Annotated in this window: 11 protein-coding genes and 1 pseudogene; 2 read left to right on the top strand and 10 right to left on the bottom strand. The window is 70.6% G+C overall.

Going from position 1 to position 14,015, the window contains the following annotated elements; all coding sequences use genetic code 11:
- Positions 1-56: 56 nt before the first annotated feature.
- On the top strand, positions 57-1,385 hold the full coding sequence (locus DEJ30_RS16425) for an MFS transporter (protein ID WP_110862748.1): 1,329 nt from the start codon (positions 57-59) through the stop codon (positions 1,383-1,385).
- A gap of 205 nt (positions 1,386-1,590) precedes the next feature.
- Here the strand turns inward: DEJ30_RS16425 and DEJ30_RS16420 are convergent, their stop codons facing one another.
- The 8 genes and pseudogenes from DEJ30_RS16420 to polA form a co-directional block, all read right to left on the bottom strand.
- A complete protein-coding gene (locus DEJ30_RS16420; RefSeq protein WP_110862747.1) occupies positions 1,591-2,130 on the bottom strand; it encodes a hypothetical protein in 540 nt (179 codons plus the stop codon).
- A 52-nt stretch (positions 2,131-2,182) separates the two neighbouring features.
- Positions 2,183-2,743: pseudogene (locus tag DEJ30_RS18695) on the bottom strand (acyltransferase family protein); the annotation flags it as partial.
- A 140-nt stretch (positions 2,744-2,883) separates the two neighbouring features.
- Positions 2,884-4,380, bottom strand: a complete 1,497-nt coding sequence (locus tag DEJ30_RS16410; protein WP_110862746.1) for a class I adenylate-forming enzyme family protein — start codon at positions 4,378-4,380, stop codon at positions 2,884-2,886.
- 22 nt (positions 4,381-4,402) lie between these two features.
- Positions 4,403-5,446, bottom strand: a complete 1,044-nt coding sequence (locus DEJ30_RS16405; protein ID WP_110862745.1) for a hypothetical protein — start codon at positions 5,444-5,446, stop codon at positions 4,403-4,405.
- Positions 5,443-6,045: a dephospho-CoA kinase gene (coaE, locus tag DEJ30_RS16400; protein WP_110862744.1), complete on the bottom strand. Its 603-nt coding sequence runs from the start codon at positions 6,043-6,045 to the stop codon at positions 5,443-5,445. Before coaE ends, DEJ30_RS16405 begins: the two co-directional genes overlap by 4 nt.
- A 92-nt stretch (positions 6,046-6,137) precedes the next feature.
- A complete protein-coding gene (gene rpsA, locus DEJ30_RS16395) occupies positions 6,138-7,613 on the bottom strand; it encodes a 30S ribosomal protein S1 (RefSeq protein WP_027465699.1) in 1,476 nt (491 codons plus the stop codon).
- Positions 7,614-7,771: 158 nt separating this feature from the next.
- Positions 7,772-9,451, bottom strand: coding sequence for a DUF885 domain-containing protein (locus DEJ30_RS16390; protein ID WP_110862743.1), 1,680 nt, complete (start codon positions 9,449-9,451; stop codon positions 7,772-7,774).
- A 49-nt stretch (positions 9,452-9,500) separates the two neighbouring features.
- The gene (gene polA / locus DEJ30_RS16385; protein ID WP_110862742.1) at positions 9,501-12,170 is read right to left on the bottom strand and encodes a DNA polymerase I; all 2,670 of its coding nucleotides are present in this window, start codon (positions 12,168-12,170) and stop codon (positions 9,501-9,503) included.
- Positions 12,171-12,271: 101 nt separating this feature from the next.
- On the opposite strand from polA, the gene DEJ30_RS16380 reads away from it, so the two are divergent.
- Positions 12,272-12,640 (top strand): PaaI family thioesterase, encoded by a 369-nt coding sequence (locus DEJ30_RS16380; RefSeq protein WP_051596794.1) that lies wholly within the window; start codon positions 12,272-12,274, stop codon positions 12,638-12,640.
- A 16-nt stretch (positions 12,641-12,656) separates the two neighbouring features.
- On the opposite strand, the gene DEJ30_RS16375 is transcribed toward DEJ30_RS16380, so the two are convergent.
- Positions 12,657-13,127: a GNAT family N-acetyltransferase gene (locus DEJ30_RS16375; RefSeq protein WP_110862741.1), complete on the bottom strand. Its 471-nt coding sequence runs from the start codon at positions 13,125-13,127 to the stop codon at positions 12,657-12,659.
- A gap of 108 nt (positions 13,128-13,235) precedes the next feature.
- Positions 13,236-13,841, bottom strand: a complete 606-nt coding sequence (locus DEJ30_RS16370) for an ANTAR domain-containing response regulator (protein ID WP_017887240.1) — start codon at positions 13,839-13,841, stop codon at positions 13,236-13,238.
- Positions 13,842-14,015 lie beyond the last annotated feature (174 nt).

The raw sequence follows: 14,015 nt of genomic DNA, 5'->3' as shown, positions 1-14,015 counted from the left end.
ATACCGTTCGATCCGATCAGCCACCCGACTCCTTCCCACTCCCCCGAAGAGGCCTCATGACCACGGCGACCCCGGCCGCACCGATCAAGGGCACCCCGTTCCGCGGACGCATCCGCGGGCGTGTGCTCGTCCTGCTCTGCTGCATGTACGCGATCTCGTACATCGACCGGACGAACATCTCGACGGCGCTGCCGCACATCACCGAGGAGTTCGGGTTCAACGAGGCGACCGCCGGCCTCATCGTCTCCGCCTTCTCGTTGCCGTACGCCCTGCTGCAGGTGTTCGGCGGCACGATCAGCGAGAAGTTCGGCCCGCGCCGGGCACTCTTCGTCATCACGGTGATCTGGGGCGTCGCGACGCTCTGGACCGGCTTCGCCGTCGGCTTCTGGACCCTGTTCGCTGCTCGTGCGCTGCTCGGCCTGAGCGAGGCCGCCGCGTTCCCGACCGCCACCCAGGCGATGAGCCGCTGGATCCCCCGCGACCGGAACGGCTTCGCCCAGGGCGTGGTCCACTCGGCCGCCCGGCTCGGCAACGCCCTGGCCCCGCTCATCGTCGCGTGGGTGATCGGCGCGACGGGAAGCTGGCGCTGGGCGTTCTTCGCCACCGCGGTGCTGTCCCTGGCGTGGGCCGTCGTCTGGTTCGTCTGGTTCCGCGACAAGCCCGAGTCCGCGAAGGGCATCACGCAGGTCGAGCTCGCCGAGCTCCCGCCGGTCGAGACCCGTGCGACCCGTCCCCCGGTGCCGTGGCGGCAGATGGCGAAGCAGATCCTGCCGGTCACCTTCGTCGACTTCGGGTACGGCTGGACCCTCTGGGTGTTCCTCACGTGGCTCCCGACGTTCCTCAGCTCCACCTACGGCCTGGAGATCGGCGACTTCGCCCTGTTCACCACCCTCATCCTGCTGGCCGGTGTCGTCGGGGACACGGTCGGCGGGATGCTCAGTGACCGCATCATCCACCGCGGCGGGAACACCCGGAACGCCCGCCGGATCATCCTGGTGATCGGACTCGGCGGCTCGCTCCTCTGCCTCATCCCGCTCGTGATCGGGCAGGGCCTGCTCGTCGCGACGATCTCGCTGGCCCTGTCGTTCTTCTTCCTCGAACTCTGCAACGCCAACCTCTGGGCGATTCCGATGGACGTCGCGCCGCAGTGGTCCGGCACGGCCTCGGGCTTCATGAACACCGGGTTCGGCATCGCCGGGGTGGTCTCGCCCATCGTGTTCGGCCTGCTCATCGACGCCTCGGGCTGGCAGGTGCCCTTCGCGCTCTCCTGCGCCCTGCTCGGAGCCGCGGCCGTCGTCGCCTGGTTCATGAAGCCGCAGCGGCTGACCTCCACCGACGGCGTGCTCGAGATCGGCACCCCGAAGGCCGAGCAGCGCCCGGCCTGACGGGCGACGCGCGGAACGTGCGCCGGCCCTGGTGGTCCGCGCGCGACGGCCGGGAGGCACGCGTCGGGCCCGCCCCGCGCCTCCCGGCCGCCCGCCACGCGTCCACCGCCCCGCACGGCTGGTGCGGGGTTCCGGACTCGGTGCGATGGCGCCGCCGTCGCACCACGGACGGGACCTCCCAGAGCTGCGCCGGGCGCGCGGGCGCTCAGCGCGCCGCGCGCCGCCCGACGTCGTCGGTCTCGCCGACGAGGGCGTCGTCCGGCTCCACCGGTTCCGGCGACCGCCGGGGCGCCGCCGCGCCTGCGGAACGACGCGCCCGCGCCGCTCGCGACGCCCGAGAGGACAACGACGGCCGGCCGGTCAGCGGCACGCTGAGCGGCGTCCACCGGAACAGCTCGGTCACCGCGACGGACAGGACCAACACGAGCACGTACGTGACGAGGGTGAGCCACGGCCGTGGCACGGCGGCCTCGAGCCAGCTGTCGCCGAAGAGCAGGATCCAGATGACGAACGGGTGGCTCAGGAAGATGCCGAACGAGCGATCGGACGCGTAGTCGACGAAACGGGCGGCCCGGCTGCCGGGTCGCCGGCGGTCCGCCCACGCGGCGCCGATCGCCAGGAACCCGACGAACACCGCGGTGCTCCAGACCGCCTGGATCGGCTGCAGCGGTGTCCCCGCGGCGTAGAGGGACTGCCCGAGGCCGACCTGCAGCGCCCACACGCCCAGGGTGAGCCCCCCCGACACCGGCGAAGGCCCACAGGACCGAACGGCGGTGGAGCCGGATGAACCGCAGGAAGGCGTCCGCGTGGTCGGCGGCGATCGCCCCCGAGACGATGAAGAAGACGTACGAGAAGAAGAACTGCTTCTGGTACCCGTGCATCCACGCGTCGCTCGCCGGGAAGTACTTGTACCCGGCGAACACCACCAGCTGGACCAGGAAAGCCACGACCAGCACGGTCACGTGGTGCCCGCGGGTCCGGCGCACCAGCCAGACGATCACCGGCAGGAGCAGGTACACCTGCATCGTCACGAGCAGGAAGTACAGGTGGTACCACGAGGTGCCGGTGACGATGCCCTCGGCCGCGGTGCGCACCAGGTCCGGGACGTCGCCCCGGCGGGTCGGACTCAGCAGCCACGCCGCCGCGACGTAGAGGAACGACCACGCCAGGTACGGCACGCCCACGAGCAGGAACCGCTTCGGCCAGAACTGCGCCATCGGACGCGGGCGCAACGTGTAGCTGTACACGAGCACGAACGCGGTCAGCGAGAAGAAGACCAGCCGGGTGAAGTGCAGCAGGGCGAGCAGCGCGTTCAGCCCGACGTCGTCGGCGGCGGCGGTGTGGCTCGTGGTGTGCACCCCGATCACACACGCGAACGTGAGGATGCGGAGCACGTCGACCTCGTACAGGTGCCGGGGCTTGCCCGCGGCCGTGCGCGTCGGTGTCTGCACCCCCGGCTCAGCGCCGGTCGACGCCGGCGACACGCGTGATGGTCCGTTCACGAGGGTCGGGCCATGGTCCGGACCTTCGCGCGCTGCACCTTGCCGGTGGGCGCACGCGGCAGGTCGGGCACGACGATGACCTCGACAGGTCGGCGGAACCGCGTCAGGTGCGCCTCGGCCCGGGCCACGAGGTCGGCCACGAGGGCTGCGTGGTCGACAAATTCGTCGGGCTGCGGGATCACGTAGGCGATCGGGACGGCACCGAGCACGTCGTCGGGGCGGCCGACGACGACCGCCTCGAGCACACGTGGGTCGCCGAGCAGGACGTCCTCGACCTCGGACGGGTAGACCTTCTCGCCACCGCGGTTGATGACGTCGTCGGAGCGCCCGGCCAGGGACACCCAGCCGTCGGCGCTGACGGACCCGACGTCACCGGTGTGGAGCCAGCCGTCGGCGTCGAATCGCTCGGACGCACGGCCCCCGAGGTACCCGCGGACGATCCCCGCACCACGCACCCACAGGGCGCCGATCTCGTCGGCGGGCAGGAGTGAGCCGTCCTCGCCTCGGACCTGCACCTCGGACCCGACCGGCACCCCGACGGTACCCGGCCGGGCCGGTTCGTCCAGCGGGGTCGCCGTGATCTGCGAGGCGCCCTCGGTCATGCCCCAGCTCACGACGAGCGGCACGTCGCCGAGGGCGGCGCGCACGGGATCGGGCAGCGGCGCCGACGCGCTGCGCACGAACCGCAGGCCCGACGGGAACTCGAGCGGCCCGGTCTTCGCCAGCACGGCCAGGACGGCCGGGACGGCGTTCAGCCAGGTGATCCGTCGTTCCGCGAGCAGGTCCCAGAACCCGGTGCGACGGAAGCGCCGGTCGAGCACCAGGGTCGCGCCGGCGACGAGCGTCGCGAGCAGCCCGACCACCTCGGCGTTGACGTGGAACAGCGGCAACGAGTTGAACCCGCGGTCGTCGGGCACGAGCCGGTTGTGCCGCGCGACGGCCCGGGCGACGAACAGCAGCTGCGTCTCGGGCAGCTCGACGCCCTTCGGTGTGCCGGTCGACCCGGAGGTGAACAGCACGACGGAACCCTGACCCGGCGCGTGCGGGCTGTCGGCGGGCAGGTCGCCGTCACGGACGGCGGTCGGGAGGAACGTGGCGGGGTCGATCCCGCTGGCCGGCGCCCCGGGCACGGTCGCGTCCACCGCGCGGTCGGACACGACGATGGACGCACCGCCGATCAGGTCGGCGAGACGGCCGGGCTCGGTGGCCGGCTGCCCGGTGTCGACGGGGATCGCCCTGAGACCTGCGGCGACGGCGCTCAGGTGCACGACCGCGAACGCGAGCGGGTCGCCCACGTCGACCAGGACGGCACCCGACGGGGCGATGCCGATCGCGTCGAAGGTCCGCGACCACGCGGTGACCGCGTCGTCGAGCGCACGGTACGTCAGGACGCGCTCGGAGCGAGCATCCTCGAGGAAGTGGCGCTCGCCCCCGCCGGCCGCACGGGCACGGATGAGCGAGCGCAGGTCGGGTTCATCGCGAACGGGCTGCACGCAAGAAGGCTATTGCCCGACCCTATGAGCGGTCGGAGGGAACAGCGGGATCTGTGGAGAACCGGTGCAGCATCCACTGCCAGAGCGGGAGCATCCGGGGCACGCCGTCACGGGTGAGCGGTGTCGAGTCCTTGATGATCAGGGAGTGCGCCTTGCCGTCGCCGCGGAGGTCGGTGAGGATCGCGTGCGGGTCCGCGCCGGCGACGGGCGGGGTGGTGTCCGTCTCGAACGGCCCGGACACGCCACTCAGCCCGAGGACGTCCCACGAACCGGTGATGCGGGGGCCGAACGCGTCACGGACGTCGTCGATGGCGTACATCCGGTCGACCGGTGTCCGGCCCGGGCGGTCCATCCACGCTGCGTGCGACGGCCCGCGGGACTCGACGGGCGAGGAGAACATCAACGCACCGTGGACGCTGCGGATGTGTGCGATGTACGCCGCCTCTCCGCCGCCCTGCGAGTGCCCGGCCACGACGACGTCGTTCCAGACGATGCGGTCGTCGCCCTGGACGAACCGCCCCCAGCCGCCCTCGGGGTCGTGGTCGTCGAGGTACGCGACGGCGTCACGGAAGCGCGAGACGATGGACCCGGCCGGACTGACCGCGCTGAACTCCGACGGCCGGGTGCCGTCGAAGCGGTTCCGCTGGACCAGGCCGTAGCAGCGCGCGTCCGCCTCGCACGTGCCGGACAGGGTGCGACCGAGGTTCCAGTAGTCGAGGCCGAGCACGTGGTAGCCGTCCGCCAGCGCGGCCCCGAGGAACCGCTGGTACTCGGCCGGACGGGACCGGGTCGCGGGCAGGAACAACAGGAGCGGACCGTCGGCCGACGTGCGCGCGGCGAAGTCGTCGCGGTTCGGGGTGAGCCGCTCACCGTTCACCGTTCCGAGCCGGAACCGGTGGAACTCCCCGTGAGGCCCGCGTTCGTCACCCGACGGCCGCTCGTGCACCGCGACCCGGCCGTTGTCCGCCACTCGCTGGGCACCGAGGACGTTCGCGGCGACGAGCGAGCCGGCCCCGATCGCCACGAGGACGATCGCGGCGAGGACCAGCAGCAGACGGTGGCTCATGCCGTGATCCGTGCCCACACCTCGTCAGCGGAGCGGATCGTCTGCTCGAGCGTCCCGGTGGCGTCGACGACGTGGTCGGCGAGGGCGAGACGGTCTGCGTCGCTCGCCTGGGCGGCGACACGACGCTCGGCCTCGTCACGGGGCATCCCGCGGTGCTCGACGAGCCGTTCGATGCGCTGCGCAGCGGGGGCGTCGACCACCACGACCGCGTCGAACCGGAGCGGGCGCGAGCCGCGGGCCTCGGCGAGCAACGGCACGTCGTAGACCACCACGGCGTCGGGGTCGGCGGCCTCGGCGGCGTCGAACGCCTGCTGCGCGAGCCGCCAGACCTCGGGGTGCGTGATGGCTTCGAGGTCCTTCCGCGCCGCGGGGTCCGCGAACACGATCGACCCGAGCGCCGGCCGGTCGAGGGCACCGTCGGCGGCGATCACCGACGGTCCGAACCGCTCGGCGACCTGCGCCAGGCCCGGGCTGCCCGGTGCCACGGCGTCCCGCGCCAGTCGGTCGGCGTCGACGACGACTGCCCCGTGCTCGGTCCAGCGTCGGGAGACGGTCGACTTGCCCGCGGCGATGCCGCCCGTGAGTCCGATGATGTGCACGGCAACAGGGTAACGACCCCGATGCCCGGAAACGCCGGAAGCCCGGCACCCTGTCAGGGGTGCCGGGCTTCCGGTCGGGACGAACCGCTCGATCAGTTGTTGGTCGAGCTGAGCTTCTCGCGGAGTGCAGCGAGCGACGCGTCGTCGGCCAGGGGGCTTGCGCCACCCGTCTCGCCGGCGAACGACGAGGTCGACGACGATGAGGAAGCCGTGGCCGGGAGGTCGAAGCCACCCTGCGCCTCGTCGGCGATGGTCTTCGCGACCTGCGCCTTGTGGGCTTCCCAACGCGCCTGGGCGGCCGCGTACTGGCCCTCCCACTCGGTGCGCTGCGTGTCGTAGCCCTCGAGCCACTCGTTGGTCTCCGGGTCGAAGCCCTCGGGGTACTTGTAGTCACCCTTGTCGTCGTACTCGGTCGGCATGCCGTAGAGCGCCGGGTCGAACTCGTCGCTCTCCGGGTCGACGCCCTCGTTCGCCTGCTTGAGGCTCAGCGAGATGCGGCGACGGTCGAGGTCGATGTCGATGATCTTGACGAAGACCTCGTCGTTGACCGACACGACCTGCTCGGCGAGCTCGACGTGCTTGTTCGAGAGCTCCGAGATGTGCACCAGGCCCTCGATGCCGTCGGCAACGCGGACGAAGGCACCGAACGGGACGAGCTTCGTGACCTTGCCCGGTGCGATCTGACCGATCGCGTGGGTGCGGGCGAAGACCTGCCACGGGTCCTCCTGCGTCGCCTTGAGCGAGAGCGACACGCGCTCGCGGTCCAGGTCGACCTCGAGGATCTCGACGGTGACTTCCTGACCGACCTCGACGACCTCGCTGGCGTGCTCGATGTGCTTCCAGCTGAGCTCGGAGACGTGGACGAGACCGTCGACGCCGCCGAGGTCCACGAACGCACCGAAGTTGACGATCGAGGACACGATGCCCTTGCGGACCTGGCCCTTGTGGAGGTTGTTGAGGAACGTCGTCCGGGACTCGGACTGCGTCTGCTCGAGGAGCGCACGGCGCGACAGGACCACGTTGTTGCGGTTCTTGTCGAGCTCGAGGATCTTGGCCTCGATCTCCTGGCCGAGGTACGGCGTGAGGTCGCGGACACGACGGAGCTCGATGAGCGAGGCGGGGAGGAAGCCACGGAGGCCGATGTCGACGATGAGACCGCCCTTGACGACCTCGATGACCGTCCCGGTCACGACGCCGTCGGACTCCTTGATCTTCTCGACGTCGCCCCACGCACGCTCGTACTGCGCGCGCTTCTTCGACAGGATGAGGCGGCCTTCCTTGTCCTCCTTCTGGAGAACCAGGGCCTCGACCTCGTCGCCGACCTCGACGACCTCGTTGGGGTCGACGTCGTGCTTGATCGAGAGCTCGCGCGAGGGGATGACGCCCTCGGTCTTGTAACCGACGTCGAGGAGGACCTCGTCGCGGTCGATCTTCACGACGGTGCCGGAGATGAGATCACCGTCGTTGAAGAACTTCAGGGTCTTCTCGACCTCGGCCAGGAAGTCATCAGCCGAACCGATGTCGTTGATGGCGACCTGCTTAGGAGCCTTGGTCGTAGTGGTTGTCATGTAGAGATTGCTCCGAACGGACATGAGTCGGGCCATGGCGTGCGGGGACTCGGCCCCCGTGGTGCACCGCCGTGGCGATTGATTGAGTGGCGCGGATTGCGCCGCACAAGTCTAACCGCACCGGCGGAGGCCCCACAACCGGGCGTGTCGACGGCGCGTCACCCGACCAGCGCGGTCCGGAGGGTGTCGAGGCCGATGCTGCCGAGCGAGAGCGCACGGTGGTGGAACGCCTTCAGGTCGAAGTCAGCTCCCTCGCGCGCGGCGACCTCGTCGCGGATGGACTCCCAGACGCGCTGACCCACCTTGTACGAGGGTGCCTGCCCCGGCCACCCGAAGTACCGGGCGACCTCGAACCGGACGAACGCCGGGTCCATGTTGACGTTCTGCCCCATGAAGTCGAGCGCGTACTCCCACGTCCAGCCGCCGCCGTCGGGGTTCGTCTTCTGCAGGTGCACGCCGATGTCGAGCACGACGCGGGCCGCACGCATCCGCTGCCCGTCGAGCATGCCGAGCCGGTCGCCGTCGTCGTCGAGGAACCCGAGCTGCTCCATCAGCCGCTCGGCGTACAGCGCCCAGCCCTCGACGTGCCCGGAGGCCCCGGACAGCTGCCGGCGCCAGGTGTTCAGCTCGCCACGGTTGTAGACGCCCTGGCTGATCTGCAGGTGGTGTCCGGGGACGCCCTCGTGGTAGACCGTCGTCTTCTCGCGCCAGGTGCCGAACTCGGTGACGCCCTCGGGCACCGACCACCACATGCGGCCGGCACGGGAGAAGTCGTCGGAGGGGCCGCTGTAGTAGATGCCGCCCTCTTGCGTGGGGGCGATCCGGCACTCCAGGCGACGGATCGGGTCCGGGATGTCGAAGTAGGTCCCGGCCATCGCGGCGATCGACGCGTCACTCGTCTCCTGCATCCACCGCTGCAGCGCGTCGGTTCCGTGCAGGATCCGGGACGGGTCGGTGTCGAGCACCTCGATCGCCCGGGCGACGCTCGCGCCGGACTCGATGCGGTCGGCGATGCGCTCCTGCTCGTCCCGCATGCGCGCGAGTTCCTCGAGGCCCCACTCGTACGTCTCGTCGAGGTCGACGACCGCCCCGAGGAACCGGCGCGAGTGGAGCTCGTAGGCTTCGCGACCGACGGCGTCCACGGGGGTGGCGAGCGGCAGCAGCTCGTGCTCCAGGAACTGCCCGAGCGAGCGGTACGCGGCCGAGGCGACCTGGGCTCCGCGGGTGAGCTCGGCGCGGAGCGTGTCCGGCACCGGCGAACCGTCGTCGAACGCGGCGCCTTCGGCGAGGCGCGCGAAGAAGCCGTCCTCGGCGCCGTTCCGGGCTGCCTGCTCGGCGACCAGGGCGACCTGGCGCTTGGCCGGGGTGACGTCTTCGCGGGTGCCCTCGAGCAGGGTCTCACGGATGCCCTCGAGGGCGTCCGGCAGCGCGTGCAGCCGGCTCGCGATGTCCTGCCAGTCGCCCTCGGTCGCGGTCGGCATCAGGTCGATGATCTCGCGGACCGACTGCGCCGGGCTCGCGATGACGTTGAGGTCGCGGAGGTGCAGCTTGCGCTCGTACGACTCCTGCACCAGGTCCAGCTCGGCGCCGAGGTCGGCCTTCGTCACCTGGTCCACGGAGTCGACGGCGGGAGCGGCGTCGAGCGCACGCTTCGCACCGCGCGCGGCCTCGGCCATCGCGGCGGCACCGGCGGGCGAGGTGTCGCCGTACTCCCCCGTGCGCCCCGGGACGCCGATGTACGTGGCGGTCGTCGGGTCGAGGTCGACGAGGGTGGTGACCCAGTCCTCGGCGACGCGGTCGACGGCGGACGGCTGGCGGACAGGACGCTCTTCGCTCATGCCCCGACCCTACCGACCCGTGGGTCGGCAGGACCCCGAGCAGCCCGGGTCAGTGGGCGGCGCTCTCCCAGTTCGGCCCCACGCCGACCGAGACGTCGAGCGGGACGCTCAGCTCGGCAGCGCTGCCCATCCGGGTGCGGAGGATCTCCTCCACACGCTCCTGCTCACCGGGCGCGACCTCGAGGATGAGCTCGTCGTGCACCTGGAGCAGCAGGTGGGACTGCAGCTCGCCCTCGCGCAGGTCGTCGGCGACCCCGAGCATCGCGATCTTGATGATGTCGGCGGCCGAACCCTGGATCGGGGCGTTCAGCGCGGCGCGTTCGGCGTTCTCACGCAGGACCCGGTTCGGGCTCTTCAGGTCGGGGAACGGGCGACGGCGACCGAAGATCGTCTCGGTGTAGCCGTCCTCGCGTGCCTGCTCGACGACGTTGCGCAGGTAGTCGCGCACCGCACCGAAGCGGGCGAAGTACTCGGTCATCAGGGTGCGGGCCTCGGACTGCTCGATGCGCAGCTGCTTCGACAGACCGAAGGCACTCAACCCGTAGGCCAGGCCGTAGGACATCGCCTTGACCTTCGTGCGCATCTCGTTGGAGACCTCGGACGGGTCGACGCCGAACACCCGGGCGCCGACGAAGCGGTGCAGGTCCTCGCCCTCGTTGAAGGCCTGGATGAGCCCCGGGTCGCCGGAGAGGTGCGCCATGATCCGCATCTCGATCTGCGAGTAGTCGGCGGTCACGAGCGTCGTGTACGGCTCAGCGACCGCGAACGCCGACCGGATCCGGCGACCGACGGCCGTCTTCACCGGGATGTTCTGCAGGTTCGGGTCGGTCGACGAGACCCGGCCCGTGCTCGTACCGGTCTGCTCGTAGCGGGTGTGGATGCGCCCGTCGACCACGGCGGCGTCGAGCGTGTCGACGATCTGCCGGAGCTTCGTGGCGTCGCGGTGCTGCAGCAGGAGCCCGAGGAACGGGTGCGGGTGCTGTTCCTGCAGGTCGGCCAGGCTTGCGGCGTCGGTCGAGAACCCGGTCTTGGTCTTGCGGGTCTTCGGCATCGCGAGCTCGGTGAACAGGACTTCCTGCAGCTGCTTCGGCGACCCGAGGTTGACCTCGTGCCCGATCTCGGCGAAGGCCTGCTGCGCGAGCTCGGCGGCGCGCTCCCCCAGTTCCTTCGACAGGCCGGTGAGCACCGGGCGGTCGATGCCGACACCGATGGTCTCCATGCCGGCCAGCACCGACACGAGCGGCAGCTCGATGTCGTCGAGGACCCGCAGCGAGGATGCGTCGATCCGGGCGCGCAGGGCCGTGGTGACGCGGAGCACGAACCACGCGTGCACCCCGACGTTGACCGGGTCGGTCTCGGGGACCAGCTGGTTGGGGTCAGCCGTCGGCAGTTCTTCGCCGAGCTCCTGGTAGACGAGGTCCGACAGTGGCTGCCCCTGCTTGCCGGGCTGCGCGAGCCACCCCATGATCCGGGCGTCGCCGGCGATGCCGTTCACGACGAAGCCGGCGGTGCCGAGCGCCTTGATCGCGGCCTTGGCGTCGTGGAAGTGCTTCGGGGCGTCGGAGGCGAACCAGGCCGAGAGCTGCTCGTAGTCCTTCGCGCCGCTGCCGCCCGGCACCAGCACGGCGTCGTCGTGCGTCGCGATGCCGATGGCGCTGAGGCGTCCGTCGATGACCTCGACCGCGACGCCGTAGCCGTTCGCCGCCTCGGTCGCGTTGCGGCGCTCGAGCCAGTAGCCGAGCTCTTCGTCGATCAGGGTCTTGACGGGCGGCGGGGTCGGCGCGCCGTCGGTGACGGTGCCCTCGGCCGCCGGCTCGACAGGGTCGCCCGACCCGGCCACCTTGAAGACGCGGTCGAGCAGCGTGCGGAACTGCAGCTTCGCGAAGAGCTCGCGCACCGCGGTCTCGTCGACCGGGCGGAGCGCGACGTCGGCGGGACCGACGGGCAGCTCGACGTCGGTGACCAGGCGGTTGAGCCGGCGGTTCCGGATCGCCCGGTCCTGCTGCTCGCGCAGGTTGTTGCCGACGACGCCCTTGATCTCGCCGGCGTGCTCGAGGACGCCGTCGAGCGACCCGTACTGGGTCACCCACTTGACCGCGGTCTTCTCGCCGACCTTGTCGATGCCGATCAGGTTGTCGCTGGTCTCGCCGACGAGGGCGGCGATGTCCGGGTACTGGTGGGGCTCGATGCCGTACCGCTCGTAAACCTTGTCGCGGTCGTAGCGGGTGAGTTCGGAGACACCGCGGACCGACGGGTAGAGCAGGGTGACGTCGTCGTTGACGAGCTGGATCGAGTCGCGGTCGCCGGAGACCACGTAGACCTTGAAGCCCTGGTCGGCACCCTGCTTGGAGAGGGTCGCGAGGATGTCGTCGGCCTCGTAGTCCTCTTTCGTGACGGTGGTGATGCCCATCGCCTCGAGCGCCTGCTGCAGGAGCGGGATCTGTCCCTTGAACTCGGCCGGGGTCTCGGAGCGGGTGCCCTTGTACTCGGCGTACTCACGCGTGCGGAACGAGAACCGGGAGATGTCGAACGCCACCGCCAGGTGGGTGGGCTTCTCGCGCTGCAGGAGCATCAGCAGCATCGAGATGAAGCCGTGGATCGCGTTGGTGTGCTGCCCCTCGCGGTTCACGAAGCTGTCGACCGGCAGCGCGTAGAAGGCCCGGAAGGCGAGCGAGTGGCCGTCGATGACCATGAGGGTAGGCTTTGCGGAGTCCGACACCCGGACAGCCTACCGACGCCCGCTGACACGGAAGGTCGACGCAGACCGTGACCGACGACACCACATCGACCACGATCGATCCCCGCCTCGACGAACGCGGCATGGGCGAGCTGGCCGAGAAGATGGGCATGGTCATCACCGAGCTCTCGGCCGAGCGGGCGGTCGGTTCGATCCCCGTCGAGGGCAACCGCCAGCCGGTCGGCCTGCTGCACGGCGGCGCCTACGTCGTCCTCGCGGAGAGCCTCGGTTCGATGGCCGCCAACGTGCACGCCGGGCCTGGCCGCTACGCCGTCGGCATCGAGCTCAGCGCCTCGCACTCCCGCAGCGCCACGAGCGGCATCGTCACGGGCACGTGCACCGCCATCCACCTGGGCGGCACGCTCACCACCCACGAGATCGTCCTGACCGACGACCAGGGTCGCCGGTGCTCCACCGTCCGGATCACGAACATGATCCGCGAGCGTCGCTGACCGACGGACCGACGGCTCAGTCCTCCGGCGGCCGCTGCAGCAGCAGGCGGGCGTCGCCGAACCCGAGCCGCCGGTAGAGCCGCTCGCCGTCCACGCTCGAGTGCACCGACGTCCGCTCCACGCCGAGTTCGTCGGCGACCTGGAGCAGGGCCGTGACGAGCCGTCCGGCGACGCCGGAACCGCGCAGCTCCGGGTGCACGTAGACCGTCTGCACGTCGGCGGTCAGCCGGCGCCCCGGCCGGTCCGGCAGCGGCGGTCGCGCGACGAGCCCGAGCCACGCCATGCCGAGCACGACACCGTCCCGCTCCGCGACGACGCACCGGTGCGACTCCGCGTGGTCGGCGGCGAACGCCGTCATGGCATCGCGGTACGCCTCCACGCTCGCCACCGGATGAGCGCCGCCCTCGTCCACGCTCCACCGCCACCGCAGGTCGGCCACCGCCGGCATGTCGTCAGGCCGGGAGGCCCGGATCACCACGTCGTCCATGGCTCCAGCCTGCCAGGTGGTCGCGACACACGCCCCGCCCTCGGACGCAGGAACGCCGCCGACCCCAGGGGGCCGGCGGCGTTCCGTGAGCGACGGTGGAGCGCTGGACTACTTCTTGGCGCTGAGCTGCTCGATGATCGCCTTCGCCACGTCGTGCATGGTCAGGCGGCGGTCCATCGAGGCCTTCTGGATCCAGCGGAACGCCTCGGGCTCGGTGAGGCCCATCTTCTCGTTCAGCAGGCCCTTGGCGCGGTCGACGAGCTTGCGGGTCTCGAAGCGCTCGACGAGGTCGGCGACCTCGGCCTCGAGCGTGATGATCTGCTGGTACCGCGAGAGGGCGATCTCGATCGCGGGGAGCAGGTCGTTCGGGGTGAAGGGCTTGACCACGTAGGCCAGCGCACCGGCCTCGGTGGCACGCTCGACGAGGTCCTTCTGGCTGAACGCGGTCAGCAGGACGACGGGCGCGATGTGGTTCTTGGACAGCTTCTCGGCTGCGGAGATGCCGTCGAGCTGGGGCATCTTGACGTCCATCACGACGAGGTCGGGGCGGAGGTCGGTCGCGAGCTGGACGGCGGTCTCACCGTCACCGGCTTCACCGACCACGTCGAACCCGTTGTCGCGGAGGATCTCCACGATGTCGAGGCGGATGAGCGACTCGTCCTCGGCGACGACGACGCGACGGGGTGCTGGTGCTGTTGCTTCTGTGTCACTCACGGGCGAAAGCCTACTAGACGACGGAAGTGCCGTATCCCAGACCACGCAGAACGATGCTTGGTACGAGTGGCGGGACGCGGATCGGTACTGCCCCGCACGCCGTGAGCATCTTGGTACGAGTGGCGGGACGCGGATCGGTGCTGCCCCGCTCGCCGTGAGCATCTTGGTACGAGT

Origin of the sequence: Curtobacterium sp. MCPF17_003, assembly GCF_003224385.1 — a bacterium.
Classification (GTDB): Bacteria; Actinomycetota; Actinomycetes; order Actinomycetales; family Microbacteriaceae; genus Curtobacterium; species Curtobacterium flaccumfaciens.
Note: the sequence above shows the minus strand (reverse complement) of the source record. Positions and strands in the feature narration are given on the sequence as shown.